Below are 17,768 nucleotides of genomic sequence, written 5' to 3'. Positions count from 1 at the left end.
CAGGTAGAACCATGACGCACACATTTCGTCGCAAAAGCATCGCTGCAGTCCGAAGGGGTATTGATGGAGCCGGCGTAGTCGGAGATACCGCAAGCCTTTTGCTGCAATTGAGGGAGCTCGAGTACCTCAACCTCCATTACCCGCCTCGTTTGGCCAGTTTTCCTCTGCAGCGCTTAGGCAACGAAGAGGTAGGGCCCGCTTCTCCCGTAGCAGACCGTCGGAGGCCTGAGGCTGATAGTTCGGAATCCGCAACTCCAGCTAAACGGCCTAAGAGAGGCTTGTCCGCTCCCCGACAGCCTCGCGTTCGCAATGTCCATAAAGAGTCAAGTGGATACTCGGATAATGAAGAACCCGAGTACGTATACAGAGCACTTAGACCCGACGGATCCGATCGTTTAATCTCAGATCTTGTCAGATATAATGAAATAAGAACTGGATTGTACGCGCGCAACCCTGGTGTAAGAGCCAACCCCGCAGCTCATGTTAGGAATGGAAGCAAACCAAACTTTCAGACCGACTGGGTTTCAACGTCTCGAAGCAAAAAGGTGGCCGCTTGGCTTCTCCGCGAGAAGTCGGATGATTCCGCCGGCTTGCTAGTGAAGATTTCGAAGCCGACAGGACAGGAAAACTTTGACCTTACAACCCCCGAAGGCCGGATGGAAGTATTTCGCGAGAAACAGGGACAGCCGGCCGTAAACTTTGCAAAGGGATCGCAGGAAGTGATTATTAGGGACCGCATTCCTCCAGAAAATATTGTTGAAGTTTGGGGAGCATGGGGGCTCTCACCAGCGCGGTATAAAGAAGTGCCTGACAGGCGCACCCGTTATGAAAGAATTAGAGCACGGGCAAAAAAGGAAGACGACCCGATCCCCTTTCTCCTGGCAAAGTTATGGGACAAGGAATTAATCCGCCACGCGCCGACGCGCGGCGGCGTCGTCGACCCTGGCCCGGAAAGAAACGCGGACAGCAAGAGACCGTCGATCGACAGCGTGAACGATAGCAGCCACCCTGCCGTCAGAGCGTGACGGATTTCTAATATTTGGGAAGTCGGTCGATTATGATCGATAAACCGCGATTTTGCACAATAGACATCCTCCATGCAAGGTCTATACTCGCATGAGGCTTTCTTGCTTTATTCCAAAGCCGCATTTTCTGTTCACCGGCATCGGCTCAATTCCAATGCGTGTTCGCGTGTACGATTTTGCATCTGGGTGAGCGAAAGAACTGGCCTCGCGCTTCAACGTAGCCCTTGCAATCGACCTCATTTGCCGCCGCAGACGAATATGATGCGTAGTCTTAAAAGAGCGCCAAGCAAGAGAAGACATCATGGTATGGCGTCGAGGACGGCGTTTGACGAGACGTCCACCACGGCGACATATCAGCCGGCGCAGCGGTACGCCTTCAACGAAACACCATAATCCCCAAATGCCACGAAAGCGTAACCCGGATGACGAGTTGACCCCAGAGGTCGAATATCGCAATCTGATTCCTTCGGTCGGCCTCAAGCCACGCCCGCCAACCTCCTCTTCTCCGCCCTAAGCATGAAGTAGTTGATCACGACGACACCGACCGTCACAACGGCGATGAAAAGCGTCGCGAGCGCATTCATCTCGGGATTGAGCCCGAGCCTCACGCGCGAGAAAACCACGAGCGGCAGCGTCGTCGACCCTGGCCCGGAAAGAAACGCGGAGAGCACAAGATCGTCGATCGACAGCGTGAACGACAGCAGCCACCCCGCCATCAGCGCTTGAGAGATGAGCGGCAACGTGATCGCAAAGAAGACCTTCAACGGCGTCGCCCCGAGATCGAGCGCCGCTTCTTCGAGCGACGGATTCAGATCGCGCACGCGCGACTGAACGATGATGGCCACGTACGACATGCAAAGCATGACGTGCCCGATCCAGATCGTCGTGAATCCCCTTCCCTCCGGCCAGCCGAGCCATTTGCCCATCTCGATGAAGAGCAGCAGCAACGAAATGCCCTGAATCACCTCGGGAATGACGAGCGGCGCGTTGATCATCCCTGTGAAAAGCGTGAATCCCCGGAAACGTCCCATGCGCGCGAGAACGAAACCGGCCCAGGTGCCGATGACCACCGAAGCGAACGCCGTCGCGAGCGCGATACGCAGCGACAGCCAGAAGGACGTGATGAGCTCGTCGTCCTGAGCAAGCGCGGCGTACCAGCGCGTCGAAAAGCGCGTCCAAACCGTGACGAGCTGCGACTCGTTGAACGAGTAGACGACGAGGCTCAGGATCGGAATGTAGAGAAACGCGAAGCCGATGCCGAGCGCGATCAGCTGCAACGTGCGGTTCGGTTTGATCATCGGCGCGCTTCGAGTTGTTTGGCTTGTTGGTGCTGAAAGAGCGCCATCGGCACGAGCAGCAGTATCACCATCGCGCAGGTCACGGCGGACGCCATCGGCCAGTCGGCGTTGTTGAAGAACTCGTTCCACATGACGCGGCCGATCATCAGCGTATTCGCACCGCCGAGCAGCTCAGGAATCACGTACTCGCCGACAGCGGGAATGAACACGAGCAGACACCCCGCGATAATGCCGTTCCTCGAAAGCGGCAGCGTAATCTGCACGAAAGCCTTCCACGGCTTCGCGCCGAGATCGTAGGCGGCCTCCAGCAACGTCAAGTCCATCTTCACGAGGTGCGCGTAAAGCGGCATGACGAGAAACGGCAAATACGAATAGACCATCCCGATATAGACCGCGGTGTTCGTGCGATAGAGCTCGATCGGCGCGTGAATGAGGCCGATCGCCATCAGGAAATTGTTGAGCAGCCCGTTGTTCTTCAAAATCCCGATCCACGCGTACACGCGAATCAGGAACGAAGTCCAGAACGGCAGCATCACGGCCATCATCAAAATGTTCCGCGAACCGGGGCTCGAGCGCGCGATATAGTAGGCCATCGGATAGCCGAGCAGCAGGCAGAGCAGCGTCGTCACGGCCGCGACGATGAGCGAGTTGACGTAGGTCGCGAAGTAAAGGCTGTCGCTCAGCAAGAACGCATAGTGCGCGAGATTGAGCGAAATCTGGACTACGCCCTCCTTGATGCTGACGAGCTCGGTATAAGGCGGGATGCCGAGCTGCAACTCCGCGAAACTGATCTTGACGACGAGCAGGAACGGCACGAAGAAGAACAGGAGCAACCAGATGAACGGGCCGGCGATGACGGCCGTATTGCCTGTCAGCCTGAAGCGCCGCGCGGGCCACGCGGCGAACGAGATCATCATCTGTTTCATGCGGTCAGCACCACGCCGGCGGATGCGCTCCAGCGCACATAGATCTCATCGTTCAATTGCGGCGATTCGATTTCGGAAAGCGCAAGGCTCGAGACGTTCGCGATCACGGTCTTACCCGAATCGAGCCTCACGTGATAGAGCGAATAGCCGCCCAGATACGCGATGTTGGCGACTGTGCCGCGCCCCCAGTTGTAAGCACCCTCGGGCGGTTTGCGCGTGAGCGCGATGCGTTCTGGCCGCACGGAAATCGTGACCGGCATCCCGAGCGGCCCCGTGATGCCGTGGTTGACGTAGAGCCTGCAGGGCAGCTCGTCCGTTTCGACGAAAATATGATCGGGTTCATCCTCGACGACATGGCCGTCGAAAAGGTTCGTCGAGCCGATGAACTCGGCCGAGAATCGCGTGTTCGGATATTCGTAGACTTGGTTAGGCGTGCCGAGCTGGATGATTTGCCCCTCACTCATGACGGCGAGCCGGCTCGCCATCGTCATCGCCTCTTCCTGATCGTGCGTAACCATGATGCAGGTGACGCCGACGCGATCGAGAATATTGACGAGCTCGATTTGCGTGCGCTGGCGAATCTGCTTGTCGAGCGCGGACATCGGCTCGTCGAGCAGGAGCAGCTTCGGCCGCTTGACGAGCGAGCGGGCGAGCGCGACACGCTGCTGTTGCCCGCCCGAAAGCTGATGCGGCTTGCGCTTGGCGAAACGCGTCATCTGAACGAGTTCGAGCGCATCCTGTACGCGCTCCTTGAGCTCGGCCTTCGCCACGCCCTCCTGCTTCAGCCCGAATGCGACGTTCGCCTCGACGGTCATATGCGGGAAAAGCGCGTAGGACTGGAACATCATATTGACCGGGCGCCGGTACGGCGGCATCTGGGCCAGGTCCTCGCCGTCGATCAGGATTTTGCCCGACGTAATCGCCTCCAATCCGGCGAGCATGCGCAGCAAGGTGGACTTGCCGCAGCCAGAGCTGCCCAGAAGCGCGAAGAGCTCGCCCTTCGCCACCGATAAGCTGACGTTGCGGACGGCGACCGTTTCGCCGAATTTCTTCACCACGTCCACGATCTGGACGAAGTTCTCGGCCGACGCCGGAACTGTCGACGTGGGACGCGCGGCGGTCGCCGCCTGCCGGACCGACTGATCGCTCATCTCCTGCATGACTCCATCGTTTGACGTACAAAGCCCCCGGCTGGGTTCCGGGGGCTCAATTACGAGGGCTGCCGACTCCGATAGGGTGTCGTGTCGGCGTTCGCTCGTTCCATCGCGTGCTATCGGCTAATCAGCGACCCGTCTTGAATTCGGTCCAGAGCCGCGTTTGCAGCCGCTGGATATCGACCGGCAGCGGCTTCAGCAGGAACAGCGTCTTGACGACGTCCGGCGGCGGGTAGACGGCGGGATCCTTCGCGATGTCCGGCTTCACGTATTTCTTGGCCTCGGCATTCGCCGTCGGGTAATAGACGGCATCGGTGATCGCGGCGTTGACTTGCGGCGTCTCAATGTAGTTGATCCACTCGTGCGCGGCGTCCTTATGCGCCGCGTCCTTCGGTATCGCCATCACGTCGAACCAGACAGGCGCCCCGCCCTTCGGGATGTAGTACTCGATCTCGTACGCTTTCTTCGCTTCCATTGCGCGATGCTTGGCGATCACGACGTCGCCGGACCAGCCGTAGGCGAAGCAGATGTCGCCGCCGACCATATCGTTGATATAGCCCGACGAATTGAACTGCGTGATATAGGGGCGGATCTTCTTCAACATCGCGAGCGCGGCCTGGTAATCGGCCGGGTTCGTCGTGTACGGATCCTTCCCGATGTAATGGAGCGCCGCCGCGAACATCTGGTCCGGCGCGTCGAGCACCGAGACGCCGCAGGCTTTCAACTTCGAGATGTTTTCCGGCTTGAAGAGAATGTCCCAGCTATCGAGCGCGGCTTTCGGGCCGAGGATCTGCTTGACCTTCGTCACGTTGTAGCCGAGGCCCGTCGTGCCCCATGCCCAAGGCACGACATACTTGTTGCCTGGATCGGCACCGGCAACGAGCGCCATCAGTTGCGGATCGAGATACTTGAGGTTCGGCAGCTTCGATTTGTCGAGCGGCGAGAAAATGCCGGCCTGGATCTGCTTGCCCGCGTAGTTGCTCGTCGGCACGACGATGTCGTACCCCGAGTTGCCCGTCAGCAGCTTCGCTTGCAGCGTATCGTCGCTGTCGTAGTTGTCGTACTTGACCTGAATGCCCGTCTCTTTCGTGAAGTTCGGAATCGTGTCCTTGGCAATGTAGTCGGACCAGTTATAAACGTTCAGCTGCGTGTCCTTCGCCATCGCCCACGGCGCCGCCAACAGCGCGAGCGCCGCGAGCCCGCTCATTACCCGTTTTCCCATTCCGTTCTCCGATCCGCCGGCCGGTACCGGCCGTCTGCCCGCTCGACACCGCAGCGCCACGCGCGCGGCCCCTTCCGAAAACTTCGAAACCTATCACCAATTGTGGCTGGCGAACGAAAAAACGCCAGCAGGCCAGCCCGGCTGTCGCGCAAACCGCACAGCGGTCGCCATGCCCGGCACGCTTCGCTCCCTCAAATCGCGCGCAATTTTAGCCGGTTATGCGCCGGTGTCTAGCTGAAAAAATAGCTTTTTGGCCTTTCGGCCAGTTTGTCGCGACGAAATCCGGAGGGGAAGCGTTGGCGAGGCGCAACCGGGCAGCAACGTCGATTCCCGTTGCACCAATAGAGGGCCTGTCGACGCGCCGCACGATTGAGCGCCGAAGGGGAGCCGACGGCGGGATCGGTTAACATGACGGCTCCCACGCATGCCTCAGACCTTTCAATGCCTTCAGACCTCCACGATCGCCCGGACAGCCCCTGCATCGGCGTGTGCTCCACGCTCTTCGACGACGTCTGCAAAGGCTGCGGGCGGACCGCGATGGAAGTCTCGAACTGGGTCTTCATGTCGGACGACGAAAAGCGCGCGGTCTGGTCGCGGATCGAACGCGAAGGCACGGCCGTGCGGTTCAAGTACGACAAGCTTTAAATACGCCGCTCGGGCCCGCGGCAGACGACGGCGGCTGGTTCGAATCGTGTGGTCGATGTATCTCCGAGCCGTGCGGCCGGCAGCTTTGCCCGATGCATCGAGCGAGCGCTGCAGGCCGCGTAAGGCGCCCGCTATCGGCCGCCCGGCTTCACGAGCTTGAACTGCATCGACTTGTATTCGAGATACTCCTCGAGGCCGTACTTACCGTTCTCGCGGCCATATCCCGATTGTTTGAAGCCACCGAACGGTGCTTCCATGTTCCAGGTCCCGCCGTTGATCTCGACTTGGCCAGTCCGGATGCGGCGCGCTATGCGCAGCGCTTGCTCGTCGTCCCCGGCCCAGACCGCGCCGGAGAGCCCGTAGGGCGAATCGTTGGCGATACGAACGGCCTCCCCCTCGTCTTCATACGTCAAGATCGACAGGACAGGGCCGAAGATCTCCTCTTGAGCGATCGTCGCCTTGGGATGAACGCCGCCAAACACTGTCGGCTTCACGAAGAAACCTTTCGAAATGCCATCGGGCATACCCGTGCCGCCGGTAATGAGCTCGGCGCCTTCCGCGATGCCGCGTTCGATATAGCCATACACCCGCTGAAGTTGCGCGGCCGATGCCAGCGGGCCCAGCCGCGTTCGTTCGTCGCGGGGGTCTCCCGCCACATAGTCTTCGGCCGCGGCTTTCGCCAGCGCGCAGGCCTCGTCGTATCGCGATTCCGGCACGAGCATCCGGGTGTGCGCGGAGCAGGTCTGCCCCGAGTTCAGATAGCAGGCCGCAACCGTGCTTTTGATGGCGATCGGGAAATCGGCATCATCGAGAATGAGCGAGGCCGACTTACCGCCGAGCTCGAGCGCGACGCGCTTGACCGTGGCCGCGGCCAGCTCCGCGACACGCTTACCTGCGCGCGTCGAGCCCGTGAACGAAACCATATCGACGAACGGATGGCTCGCCATGATCTCACCGACGACGGGGCCATAGCCGCTGACGATATTGAAGACGCCCGCAGGCAACCCGGCATCCTCGATGGCTTCCGCGAGGACGAATGCATTGAGCGGGGCGACTTCGGAAGGTTTGAGCACGACGGTGCAGCCGGCAGCCAGCGCGGGGGCCACTTTCAGCGTGATCTGATTGAGCGGATAGTTCCACGGCGTGATAGCCGCGACCACACCGACGGGCTCGCGCACGACGAGTGAATTGTCGGCGCGCTCGTCGAATGGAAACTCGCGCGCGAGCCGGGCGTAGGCCTTCCAGTTGTAGACGGCGGAACCGACCTGTATGGCGCGCGTGAGCTTGATCGGCATGCCGACTTCGCCGCAGATGAGCTGAGTCAGCTCTTCGGTTCGCGCCTTGACGGCTTCGGCGATCTTCTGCAGATACTCAGCGCGCGTCTCGGGCGGCGTGACGGACCAGCCATCGAAAGCGAGCTTGGCCGCTTCGACGGCGGCTTCGGCATCGGCCGCCGTCCCTTCGGGAATGCGGCCCATGACCTCCTCGGTGGCCGAATCGATCACATCGATCGTGCCGCTTCCGGCGGGCTCGAGCCATTTTCCGCCGACGTAAAGGTGCGCGTACGTTTTCATCGCGGCCCCGCCTCTTCGGTTGGATCCGCTTATTCTACTCACCTGGCTCGGATTGGCTCCGGGCTTACTGCAACCCTTGACTCGCGAGGAAATCCTCGTAATTCCCGCCGAAGTCGACGAGCGTCCCGTCCGTGCGGACCTCGATGATGCGATTCGCCAGGCCGCTGACGAACTCGCGGTCATGCGAAACGAAGATCAGCGTGCCTTCATACTTGTCGAGCGCGATCTGCAGCGATTCGATCGACTCCATGTCCATATGGTTAGTCGGCTCGTCCATCAGCAGCACGTTGTGGCGGCCGAGCATCAGCTTGCCCCAGATCATGCGGCCCTTCTCGCCGCCCGACAGCACCTTCACCGACTTCTTGATGTCGTCGCCGCTGAACAGCAGGCGGCCGAGCGTGCCGCGCACCATCTGATCGTCATCGCCCTCCTTGCGGTAATCATCGATCCAGTCGGTCAGCGTGACGTCGTCGGGAAACTCCTCGTAGGTGTCTTGCGGCATATAGCCGACGTTCGCATTCTCGGCCCACTTCACCGTACCGCGATCGACGGCGAGGTTGCCGAACAACGACCGCAAAAGCGTCGTCTTGCCCGCGCCGTTTTCGCCGATGATCGCGATCCGCTCGCCCGGCTGCACGGAGAGGTTGAAATTCTCGAAAATCGTGCGGTCGTAGCGCTTCGTGATGCCGTCGGCCACCACGGCGATGTTATGGAGCTTCTTCTCGTACTCGAAGCGAATGAACGGGTTCTGCCGCGACGACGGCTTGAATTCCTCGATCTTGATCTTATCGATCTGCTTCAAGCGGCTCGTCGCCTGGCGTGCCTTCGACTTGTTCGCCGAGAAGCGGCGCACGAAGTCCTGCAGATCGGCAATACGCTCCTTCGCCTTCGCATTCGCCGCGGCCTGGCGCTCACGGGCCTGCGTCGATGCGAGCATGTAGTCGTCGTAGTTGCCCGGGTAGACCTTCAGCGTGCCGTAATCCATGTCCGCCATGTGCGTGCAGACCTGGTTCAGGAAGTGACGATCGTGCGAGATGATGATCATCGTCGAGTTGTACTCGTTCAGCACGTTCTCGAGCCAGCGGATCGAATTGATGTCGAGGTTGTTGGTCGGCTCGTCGAGCAGCAGCACGTCAGGCTTGGAGAAAAGCGCCTGCGCGAGCAGCACGCGCAGCTTCCAGCCCGGCGCGATGTTGCTCATTGGGCCGTTGTGGTCGTCGATGTGGATGCCGATGCCGAGCAGCAGTTCACCCGCGCGCGCCTCGGCCGTGTAGCCGCCGTACTCGGCGAACTTGGCCTCGAGCTCGGCGGCGTGCATGTAATCGTCGTCCGTCGCCTCGGGATTCGCATAGATCGCGTCGCGCTCGGTCATCGCGGCCCACATCTCCGTGTGCCCCATCATGACGACATCGAGCACGCGCACGTCCTCGTAAGCGAACTGGTCCTGCCGCAGCTTGCCGAGACGCACGTTCGGCTCGAGCATGACCGTGCCCGCGCTCGGCTCGAGATCGCCGCCGAGAATCTTCATGAACGTCGATTTCCCGCAGCCGTTCGCGCCGATGAGGCCGTACCGGTTCCCTTCCCCGAACTTGACCGAGATGTTCTCGAAAAGGGGCTTCGGCCCGAATTGCATGGTGATGTTGGCGGTAGACAGCACGGCGCGAGTCCTCGGAATGACGTTCGACGAAAAACCTGGAATTTTACCAAGCTTTCGTGAAGCTCACCGGTGTTTACTCGCGTTCGCCCCCGCGTTCTCGGCCGGCGCCGCCGCGCTTGCCGGCACGGACGGGCGGTCGGATTGCGTCGCTGCCGCCGGATGCTCGCTCGGCGCCTCGCGCATGCGGGCGATCAGCTCGTCGCAAGGCGCAGGGTTGCTATGACTCGGCGCGATGAGCGGAATCAGCGCCGCGAACGGATTGATGAGGCCGAGGGCGACGGCCGCGCCGGCCCTCAGGGCAAGCGCACCTTTGCTGACGCCGACGTCCGGATGCTTGAACGTGCCCTTGACGTAGAGCGGCGAGCGCAGCGAAAAGACGCGCAGTCCTTTCGTCTGAGGATGAATCGACAGTTTCATCGATTCGTTGCGCAGATCGATGTTGCCATTCATTGCGATGAGCGCATCGTCGGTGTCGAGCGCGAACGTCCGTGTATCGAGCACGCCGTGCGTTGCCACGAAATCGGCCGCGCCGCAGTGGATATTGATGTTCTGGTCGCCGAAGAGCTTCCGATACACGACATTCGCCACGTTCAGTCCCGCCGCTTCCATCAACAGCAAGCTCAGCTTGCCCTGCGTGACGAGTGCTTTCGTCTCGCCATCGAGCGTCGCCGCCATCGCTGCCGGCGAGTTGCCCGTCGCCGATAGTGCGGCGTCGCCGTTCAGCTCGCCGAGGGCCGATTGCATCGTCTTTTGCGTAGGGAACAACTGCTTCAGCTTCAGATGCCGCGCGGACAACGAAATGCGCGCCTTGAGCGGCACCGCCCCGCCGTCGAGGTGGATGTCCGAGGCCAGCGATCCGCCCGCGAAGCCGAAACGCAGCGGCACGAGCGCCAGGTTGCCATTCTTCATCACGACGTGCGTGTAGAGGTCCGTGAACGGCAACTGCGGGTTCTTGATGATGCGCTTGCCCGTGAACGTCACATCGGCATCGACCGCACGCCAGCGATCGGTTCGGAAAGGCTCGACGGGCAATGCCTTGTCGGCCGGCTGTTTGATCGCCTCGCCGCGATGGGCCTTGCTCGCATTGGTGTCGGCTCCGATGATCGGCGCCAGGTCCTCGAAGCGCAGCAGCTTCGAAACGACATTGCCCTTCAGCAGCGGACGCGCGCCTCGATTGTCGTAGGTCAACGTGCCTTCGAGGTCGCTGCCGCCCACGCGGCCCGTGAAGCCGCTGTAGGTCAGAACGGTGTCTTTCGTGCCGAGATTGCCGGCCAGGTGCCCGTCAGTCGCATAGGGCGGGGTCTCCGGCAGCGGCACGCCGAGGATCGGATAAAGATGAGCGGCGCTTGCGCCTTGCAGCCAGAGCCGGATGTCGAGCGCCGCCAGATGCAGTGGGTCCGTGAGCGTGCCGACCAGCGCCAGTCGCGTGTCTCCAATCTTGACGTCGGCCTGCAGCGGAAACGGGCGGGTCGTGTCGCGCAGTTCGAGCACGCTGCCGATCTTGCCCGTACCCGACACTGCCGTCGACCGATAGGTGCCGTTTGCCGTGAAGCCCAGCGCGTACTGATCGCGAGGGTTCGAGGCGGCGGACGGCGAGCTGGCGGCGGCTCCGGAAGCGGTGGAGGCGTTCGGGATTCCCGCCGAACTGGATGCGCCGGATGCGCCGGATGCGCCAGATACCGATGGCGCAACCGCCGCGCCGGCCCCCGCGGATGCCGCCGAGCCCGCTCTCGTGCCCGAGGCTGCCTTTTCCTGCTTGCTGAGCTTGCGCGCGCCGCGCTTGCCCACGACGTTCGCGGCCGTTTGCCGCGACGCCGATTCCTGCTGCTTGAGCACCTCCCCAATCGGGATCGGCTGTCCAAGCGTATCGACGCCGATCCGCATGTCGATCTTTTTGAGCGCGTCCGCAAGCGTGATGGTGCCCTTCGCGAAACCCAGGGTGCCGAGTTCCACGGACCAATGCATCGGCTGCTGCGACTGCTTGAATTGGAACGTCCAGTTATCGCGCCCGTCCGCGAGGCGCTCGAGATCGATCGACGGATTGACGAAGTCGATCGTCGGCACCGCGATCGTATGCGCGATGAGCGGTAGAACCTTCGTGTCGAAGGTGATCTCGTCGAAAGTCGCGAACTGCGGCGCCTTGGCCCATGATGGATTGCCGATCGTCACACGATAGGCGGAAAATCGCGGCCACGGCACCCAGGCGCGCCAGCCGCTCTCGCCGACCGGGCGCTCCCAGCCGATGCGCAGATCGCCGTTGATCGCGAACGGCCGCCCGAGCGCCTGCGATACCTTGTCGTCGATCCACGGCCGGGCCCGGTTCCAGTCGAACGTCAGGACGAAAACGGCCAGCGCCGCGACGAGGATGACGTCGATGCCGATGACCCAGGCGAGAATTTTGCCGATCGTGCCGAGAACGGACCGGCGAGTGCGTTCAACGGGCATAAATGCTCCGCGGATTGGCCGCGCGCGCCGATCGCTCTACCGCATCGATCCCGAGCGCGATCGTCATAGTTGCGCTGGAGCAAGCACTATGCCGCCGATCTCCCTCTATCATGACGAACCGCGTGCCACGATCATCAAAGAGCCGCCGATTGAACTCCCCACTTCTCGTTGAAGCGCAGGGCATCGTCCGACGCGATCCGCGTACCGGTACCACCCTGCTCGCCGCGACCGACTTCGCGCTGGCCGCCGGCGACCGCCTGGCCGTCACGGGCCCATCGGGCGCCGGCAAAAGCGTCTTCTTGCGCGCGCTCGCGCTGCTGGACCCGCTCGACGCGGGGCGCATAGCATGGCATGGGCGGCCCGTCGAACGCCGGACGATTCCGCGCTATCGCAAGAACGTCGCGTACGTCCGGCAGCGCCCGGCCCTGCTCGACGGCACGGTCGAGGACAATTTGCGCTATCCGTTCTCGCTTCATGCCTATCGCGGCACGCGCTTCAACCGCACTCGCGCGACGCGGCTCGCCGAGCGCGCCGGCCGCGCAAGCGATTTTCTCGACAAACGCGCGAGCGAGCTCTCGGGCGGCGAAGCGCAGATCACCGCGCTGATCCGAGTCCTTCAGCTCGATCCCGAGGTGCTGCTCCTCGACGAGCCGACCGCCTCGCTCGATCCGCAATCCGCGCAAGCCATCGAAGCGCTCGTCGCCGATTGGTTCGACGCCCGTGCCGCCGAGCGCGGCTTGATCTGGGTATCGCACGACCCGGCGCAGGCCGCGCGCGTCGCCGCGCGGCAGTTGACGATGCGCGCCGGCCAGCTCGGATTGGCCGAGGAGCCTGTGCAATGAATGCCGTTCTGCAAAATCTCAGCCTCGTAGACGTCGCCATTGCAGCACTGCTCATCGTCGTCAACGGAGCCGTCTCGATGGCGCTCTCGCTCGGTCTCGGCCGCAAGCTCGCGCTCGCCGCCGTGCGCACCGTCGTTCAGTTGCTCGCCATCGGCTATGTGCTCGGCTGGGTGTTCGCGAATGCCCATTGGTACGTGGTCCTGCCCGTCATCGCGGTCATGACGATCGTCGCCGGGCTGGCCGGCGCGGCGCGCGGCGCGCATACCTACGCGGGCCAACGCGCCGACAGCATCGTTTCGATCTGGATCAGCGCATGGCTCGTGGCGGCCATCGGCCTTTTCGCCGTGATCCGCATTCATCCCTGGTACGAGCCGCAGTACGCGATACCGATCCTCGGGATGATCCTCGGCAACACACTGACGGGCGTCTCGCTCGCCATCGAGCGAATGGCCGAGGAGCTGACCGCGCGGCGCGACCGCGTCGACATGGCGCTCGCGCTCGGCGCGACGCGCTGGGAGGCCGCGCAAGGCCCCGCGCGGCAAGCCGTGCGCGCGGGCATGATTCCGACGTTGAATCAGATGACCGTGGTCGGCGTCGTCAGCCTTCCGGGGATGATGACCGGGCAGGTGCTGGCAGGACAATCGCCGCTGCAGGCCGTCCGCTACCAGATCGTGATCATGTTCCTCATCGCGGCATCGTCGGCGCTCGGCACAGTAGGCGCCGTTCTGCTGACCTATCGGCGGCTCTTCTCGGCCGACCATCGGTTTCTGGCCTCGCGGCTGCTGGAGCGCCGCGAAGCCCGGTGATGCGGAACGGACTCGAGCCGTCACCGGCGCAAATTGCCGCGCGAAACGGAGGTCTCAGCGCTTGGCCGAGACGGTCACGCGCGTGCCGTCGTTGAGCGCGACTGTCTTCGCCGCTCCGGTCGTCGGCATCGTGAAGCGCACTACCTGACTCATCGCCGTCACCTGCGGACATTGCAGCGTCTTGCCGCCCGTCTTGACGGTCGTCGCTCGGCCCTTGGGCACGCTCGCCTGCACGCTCATCTGCACCGTGGCGGTGCCGTCGTCGGCGACGATCGGCGCGAGGCGCACGCTGATCTGGCGAGCGAGCGCGCCGTTCGCATCGAGCGCGAGAGACATATAGCCGGGACACTGCTCGGGAACGGGTGTCGCGCCAGCCGTCGACGCCGTTTTCCAGTTGAAGTCGTCGGTCTGCCCCGAGCTGATCGTTCGCGTCTCCTGCAGATTGCCGAACGCCTTCGAGGCGACTTTCACGGTGTACTTGATCGGACCGGAAGTCGGCGTCTTGGATGTGACCGTGATCGGCGGAGCGGCATGCGTGGCGGGTGCGATCGCAACGCCGGCGAAGGCAGCCGCGCAGGCGCAAGCCGCGAGCAGCGAACGGGTTGAGCGCAGAGGTCGTCTCATCATGTTTCGTCATCCTAGGTTGGTGCGGCACACGACGATGCCGGCAGCACCGGAGCCGATCTCGCGACCGGACGGATGGCCCGCGCTCCCAGTCTAACGCTACCGGCGACGAGCGGCTCGCCGGCCGCGATCGGGAGTTGCACCGCTTGCATTCGTGCGGCGAATGCGGTTGCGGATACGGCCCCGATAGGCCGGCCGGTGGCGAACCGTTACAATGGGCGGATTTCCCGCGGCGGCAGCCGCGCCGATACCAGAACGAACGACTTCCCCGCCTCACCGATGAATCTCGTCATTCAAAGCCCCGAGCCGTTAGCGGCTGCTCATGTCAAACCGCTTATCGCACTCGCACGGGGCTCGCATGCGCAGCCCGTCGATCCCTATGCGGTCCGAATCGCCGATGCCGATCCGGCCCAGCGCGGCGACGTGGAAGCCTATTGCGCGACTCACGCGCTCGACTACGCGTTCGTGCGCCCCGGGCTTTCGCTGCGGGACTTTGGCCTCGTGACCATGGACATGGACTCGACGCTGATCACGATCGAATGCATCGACGAAATCGCGGACTTTTGCGGGCTGAAGGCGGAAGTCTCGGCGATCACCGAGGCCGCCATGCGCGGCGAGATCAAGAACTTCGATGAAAGCCTCACGGCGCGTGTCGCGCTGCTCGAAGGGCTCGATGCGACTGCGCTCGAACACGTCTTCCGCGAACGGCTGCGACTCTCGCCGGGCGCGGAGACCCTACTTGCCGCCGTGCAGGCTGCCGGGATGCGCACGCTGCTCGTCTCGGGCGGCTTCACGTTCTTCACGGACCGGCTCAAAGCGAAGCTCAACCTCGATTTCGCGCGCGCCAATACGCTCGAAATCGTCGACGGCAAGCTGACAGGAAAGGTGCTCGGCGAGATCGTCGACGCGAGCGTGAAGGCGCATACGTTGCGCAAGGCCTGCGAGGCGTCGGGCATTCCGACGTCGCAGGCCATCGTCTTCGGCGATGGCTCGAACGACCTCGAGATGATGGCCGAGGCGGGACTCTCGGTCGCTTTCCGCGCGAAGCCTGTCGTGCGCGCCGCTGCCGACGTGGCATTCAATTACGTCGGCCTCGACGGCCTGCTGCGGCTATTCTGAGCGCCGGAGCGCGGCTAAGGAATCAACCGAGCGCCGACTTCATCGCGCGTTCGATATCGGCACGCAGATCGGCCTCGTCTTCCAGACCGGTATAGAACCGGACCAGGATACCCCGATGCGGCCAGCGCGATGCCGTGCGCATCGACACCACGTCGTACGGCATGGCGAGACTGTACGCGCCGCCCCAGCTCCAACCGATGGCGAAGAGCTCGAGCGCCTCGACAAACGCATCGATCTGCGCGTGGCTGTAGCGCTCATCGAAGATCACCGAAAAGAGTCCGCCCGCGCCCGTGAAATCGCGCATGAACTCGGCGTGACCCGGACAATCGGGCAGCGCCGGATGCAGCACCGCCGCGATTTCCGGACGCGCCTTCAGCCAACGTGCGAGGCCCAGCGCGGTACGATCGTGCGCCTCGAAGCGAGCTTTCATGCTCGGCAGACTGCGCAGCACAAGTGAGCAATCGTCGACCGAGACACCGATCCCCATGCGCATGCGCGCGCGTTTGAGCTTCAGGTGCAGCTCGTGATCGATCGTGATCGTCGCACCCATCAGAACGTCGCTGCCGCCCGATTGGTATTTCGTCATCGCCTGCACCGAGATGTCGACGCCAAGCTCGAGCGGCCGGAATGCCAGGCCCGCCGAATAGGTATTGTCGATCGCGGTCACGACATGGCGCTCGCGTGCCGCCGCCACGATCGCGCGGACGTCGGGCACTTCCATCGTGACCGAGCCCGGCGACTCGATCCAGATGAGACGCGTATTCGGCCGAATCAGGTCGGCGATGCCGCCGCCGACGAGCGGATCGTAGTAGCGGACGGAAATGCCGAAATCGTGCGCAAGCCACTCGCCATGCTCGCGGTTCGGCGAGTAGACGTTATCGGGAATCAGCACGTCGTCGCCTGTTTTGACGATGCCGAAATAGACGTTCGAGATCGCCGAAAGTCCCGATGGCTGCAACAGCGCTTGCTTGCCGCCCTCGATCGCCGCGATGCGCTGCGCGAGTGCGGCGGAAGTCGGCGTCGCGTGCAGGCCGTAGCGCCATTGCGAATCGTCGCGCCAATCCCCCGCTCGCACGGTTGCGAGATCGGGGAAGACGACGGTGGAGGCACGCATGACCGGCGTCACGAACGACTCGAAACCCGGCTCGAGATGCGGGTCAGCATGGACAATCCGTGTTTGCCGGGCCCGCGAGGAGGAAGTGGAGTCTGTCATGGTTGGTAAGTTTCGAATATGACGGCGATGCCTTGCCCTCCGCCGATGCACATCGTGGCGAGCGCATAGCGCCCGTCACGGCGTTGCAGCTCGTAGAGCGCCTTGATCGCGATGATCGCGCCCGTTGCGCCGATCGGATGACCGAGCGAGATACCGGAACCGTTCGGGTTGACGCGGGCCGGGTCGAGCCCGAGCTCCGCCGTCACCGCGCATGCCTGTGCCGCGAACGCCTCGTTGGCTTCGATCACGTCGAGATCGGCCACCGAAAGCCCGGCGCGCTGGAGTGCGTGGCGCGTGGCCGGCACCGGCCCGATGCCCATGTATGCCGGATCCACGCCCGCGTGGCCGTACGCGACGATGCGCCCGAGCGGCCTGATCCCTCGCGCTTCGGCGACGCGACGCTCCATCAGCACGAGAGCGCCCGCACCGTCGTTGATGCCCGACGCATTGCCGGCCGTCACCGTCCCGCCTTCCTTCTGGTAGACAGGCTTGAGCCGCGCGAGATCTTCGATCGACGTCTCGTGCCGGACATGCTCATCGGCGTCGAAGACCACTTCGCCCTTCTTCGACGGAATCGAAATCGGCAAGACCTGGCTCTTGAAGTAACCTTCGCGAATCGCGCGCGACGCGCGCCGATGCGATTCGAGCGCGAGTGCATCCTGGGCCTCGCGCGTGATGCCGTACTTGCGCGCGACGTTCTCGGCCGTCACGCCCATATGAAACGACTCGAAGGGGTCATGAAGCGCGCCGAGCATCATGTCGACGATGCGCGCGTCGCCCATGCGCTGTCCGAAGCGCGCGGCCGGCGCGATGTACGGTGCGCGGCTCATGCTTTCCGCGCCGCCCGCGACAGCGATGTCGGTATCGCCGAGCAGAATGCTCTGCGCGGCCGAAACGACCGCCTGCAGACCCGAGCCGCACAGACGGTTGACCGTCATGGCGGGCGCGGACTGCGCCACGCCGGCGTTGAGCGCGGCCACGCGCGCGAGGTACATGTCCTTCGGCTCCGTCTGAATGACATTGCCGAAGACGACATGGCCGACTTCGTCGCCACGCACTTGCGCGCGCGACAGCGCTTCGCGCACGACGCGCGCGCCGAGCTCGGTCGGCGCGAAGTCCTTGAGGCTGCCGCCGAAATCGCCGACCGCCGTCCGCACGCCGCTCACCACTACGACTTCTCGTTGCATTGCCGTCTCCTGAACTAAGGCTGTCGATGGA

General features: G+C 63.0%; 14 protein-coding genes and 1 pseudogene. 4 read left to right on the top strand and 11 right to left on the bottom strand.

Annotation, left to right across the window (positions count from 1 at the left end):
• Positions 1-919 precede the first annotated feature (919 nt).
• The 5 genes and pseudogenes from B0G57_RS26375 to B0G57_RS26355 form a co-directional block, all read right to left on the bottom strand.
• Positions 920-1,030, bottom strand: a pseudogene (locus B0G57_RS26375) (putrescine ABC transporter permease PotI); the annotation flags it as partial.
• Positions 1,031-1,501: 471 nt separating this feature from the next.
• Entirely contained in the window at positions 1,502-2,320 is an 819-nt protein-coding gene (locus B0G57_RS26370; RefSeq protein ID WP_026229847.1) for an ABC transporter permease subunit, read from the bottom strand.
• On the bottom strand, positions 2,320-3,249 hold the full coding sequence (locus B0G57_RS26365; RefSeq protein WP_018441670.1) for an ABC transporter permease subunit: 930 nt from the start codon (positions 3,247-3,249) through the stop codon (positions 2,320-2,322). Before B0G57_RS26365 ends, B0G57_RS26370 begins: the two co-directional genes overlap by 1 nt.
• Positions 3,246-4,409 carry an ABC transporter ATP-binding protein gene (locus tag B0G57_RS26360; RefSeq protein WP_018441669.1) on the bottom strand — a complete coding sequence of 388 codons (1,164 nt, stop codon included), beginning with the start codon at positions 4,407-4,409 and terminating at the stop codon, positions 3,246-3,248. Before B0G57_RS26360 ends, B0G57_RS26365 begins: the two co-directional genes overlap by 4 nt.
• Positions 4,410-4,530: 121 nt before the next feature.
• A complete protein-coding gene (locus B0G57_RS26355; protein WP_026229846.1) occupies positions 4,531-5,625 on the bottom strand; it encodes a polyamine ABC transporter substrate-binding protein in 1,095 nt (364 codons plus the stop codon).
• Between the two features lie 441 nt (positions 5,626-6,066).
• Here B0G57_RS26355 and B0G57_RS26350 point away from each other — a divergent pair, with 441 nt between their 5' ends.
• A complete protein-coding gene (locus B0G57_RS26350) occupies positions 6,067-6,270 on the top strand; it encodes a DUF1289 domain-containing protein (protein WP_026229845.1) in 204 nt (67 codons plus the stop codon).
• A gap of 131 nt (positions 6,271-6,401) precedes the next feature.
• Here B0G57_RS26350 and B0G57_RS26345 read toward each other — a convergent pair whose 3' ends face one another.
• The 3 genes from B0G57_RS26345 to B0G57_RS26335 form a co-directional block, all read right to left on the bottom strand.
• Positions 6,402-7,844: an aldehyde dehydrogenase family protein gene (locus tag B0G57_RS26345; protein ID WP_018441666.1), complete on the bottom strand. Its 1,443-nt coding sequence runs from the start codon at positions 7,842-7,844 to the stop codon at positions 6,402-6,404.
• 64 nt (positions 7,845-7,908) lie between these two features.
• Positions 7,909-9,501, bottom strand: a complete 1,593-nt coding sequence (locus B0G57_RS26340; protein WP_026229844.1) for an ABC-F family ATPase — start codon at positions 9,499-9,501, stop codon at positions 7,909-7,911.
• A gap of 63 nt (positions 9,502-9,564) precedes the next feature.
• Positions 9,565-11,946 carry an AsmA family protein gene (locus B0G57_RS26335; protein ID WP_018441664.1) on the bottom strand — a complete coding sequence of 794 codons (2,382 nt, stop codon included), beginning with the start codon at positions 11,944-11,946 and terminating at the stop codon, positions 9,565-9,567.
• 110 nt (positions 11,947-12,056) lie between these two features.
• Here B0G57_RS26335 and B0G57_RS26330 point away from each other — a divergent pair, with 110 nt between their 5' ends.
• Positions 12,057-12,788: an ABC transporter ATP-binding protein gene (locus B0G57_RS26330; protein WP_051090067.1), complete on the top strand. Its 732-nt coding sequence runs from the start codon at positions 12,057-12,059 to the stop codon at positions 12,786-12,788.
• A complete protein-coding gene (locus B0G57_RS26325; protein WP_018441662.1) occupies positions 12,785-13,594 on the top strand; it encodes an ABC transporter permease in 810 nt (269 codons plus the stop codon). Before B0G57_RS26330 ends, B0G57_RS26325 begins: the two co-directional genes overlap by 4 nt.
• 54 nt (positions 13,595-13,648) lie before the next feature.
• Here the strand turns inward: B0G57_RS26325 and B0G57_RS26320 are convergent, their stop codons facing one another.
• The gene (locus tag B0G57_RS26320; RefSeq protein ID WP_018441661.1) at positions 13,649-14,221 is read right to left on the bottom strand and encodes a DUF6013 family protein; all 573 of its coding nucleotides are present in this window, start codon (positions 14,219-14,221) and stop codon (positions 13,649-13,651) included.
• 276 nt (positions 14,222-14,497) lie between these two features.
• Between B0G57_RS26320 and serB the strand changes: the two genes are divergently transcribed.
• Positions 14,498-15,337, top strand: a complete 840-nt coding sequence (serB, locus tag B0G57_RS26315; RefSeq protein ID WP_018441660.1) for a phosphoserine phosphatase SerB — start codon at positions 14,498-14,500, stop codon at positions 15,335-15,337.
• A gap of 22 nt (positions 15,338-15,359) precedes the next feature.
• Here the strand turns inward: serB and B0G57_RS26310 are convergent, their stop codons facing one another.
• Entirely contained in the window at positions 15,360-16,550 is a 1,191-nt protein-coding gene (locus B0G57_RS26310) for a cystathionine beta-lyase (protein WP_020566301.1), read from the bottom strand.
• On the bottom strand, positions 16,547-17,737 hold the full coding sequence (gene bktB, locus B0G57_RS26305; protein WP_018441658.1) for a beta-ketothiolase BktB: 1,191 nt from the start codon (positions 17,735-17,737) through the stop codon (positions 16,547-16,549). The genes B0G57_RS26310 and bktB overlap by 4 nt, the downstream gene beginning before the upstream one ends.
• Positions 17,738-17,768: the final 31 nt, after the last annotated feature.

The sequence above is a fragment of the Trinickia symbiotica genome (assembly GCF_002934455.1).
Lineage (GTDB): Bacteria > Pseudomonadota > Gammaproteobacteria > Burkholderiales > Burkholderiaceae > Trinickia > Trinickia symbiotica.
The sequence above is the reverse complement of the archived record's forward strand: the minus strand, read 5'-3'. Positions and strand labels throughout refer to the sequence as shown.

Bases quoted from the DNA above. Each gene is read 5' to 3' on its own strand.
- B0G57_RS26335 (WP_018441664.1), bottom strand. From the start codon at position 11,946: ATGCCCGTTGAACGCACTCGCCGGTCCGTTCTCGGCACGATCGGCAAA.
- B0G57_RS26355 (WP_026229846.1), bottom strand. From the start codon at position 5,625: ATGGGAAAACGGGTAATGAGCGGGCTCGCGGCGCTCGCGCTGTTGGCG.
- B0G57_RS26345 (WP_018441666.1), bottom strand. From the start codon at position 7,844: ATGAAAACGTACGCGCACCTTTACGTCGGCGGAAAATGGCTCGAGCCC.
- B0G57_RS26365 (WP_018441670.1), bottom strand. From the start codon at position 3,249: ATGAAACAGATGATGATCTCGTTCGCCGCGTGGCCCGCGCGGCGCTTC.
- B0G57_RS26360 (WP_018441669.1), bottom strand. From the start codon at position 4,409: ATGCAGGAGATGAGCGATCAGTCGGTCCGGCAGGCGGCGACCGCCGCG.
- B0G57_RS26325 (WP_018441662.1), top strand. From the start codon at position 12,785: ATGAATGCCGTTCTGCAAAATCTCAGCCTCGTAGACGTCGCCATTGCA.
- B0G57_RS26320 (WP_018441661.1), bottom strand. From the start codon at position 14,221: ATGATGAGACGACCTCTGCGCTCAACCCGTTCGCTGCTCGCGGCTTGC.
- B0G57_RS26310 (WP_020566301.1), bottom strand. From the start codon at position 16,550: ATGACAGACTCCACTTCCTCCTCGCGGGCCCGGCAAACACGGATTGTC.
- B0G57_RS26330 (WP_051090067.1), top strand. From the start codon at position 12,057: ATGACGAACCGCGTGCCACGATCATCAAAGAGCCGCCGATTGAACTCC.
- serB (WP_018441660.1), top strand. From the start codon at position 14,498: ATGAATCTCGTCATTCAAAGCCCCGAGCCGTTAGCGGCTGCTCATGTC.
- bktB (WP_018441658.1), bottom strand. From the start codon at position 17,737: ATGCAACGAGAAGTCGTAGTGGTGAGCGGCGTGCGGACGGCGGTCGGC.
- B0G57_RS26350 (WP_026229845.1), top strand. From the start codon at position 6,067: ATGCCTTCAGACCTCCACGATCGCCCGGACAGCCCCTGCATCGGCGTG.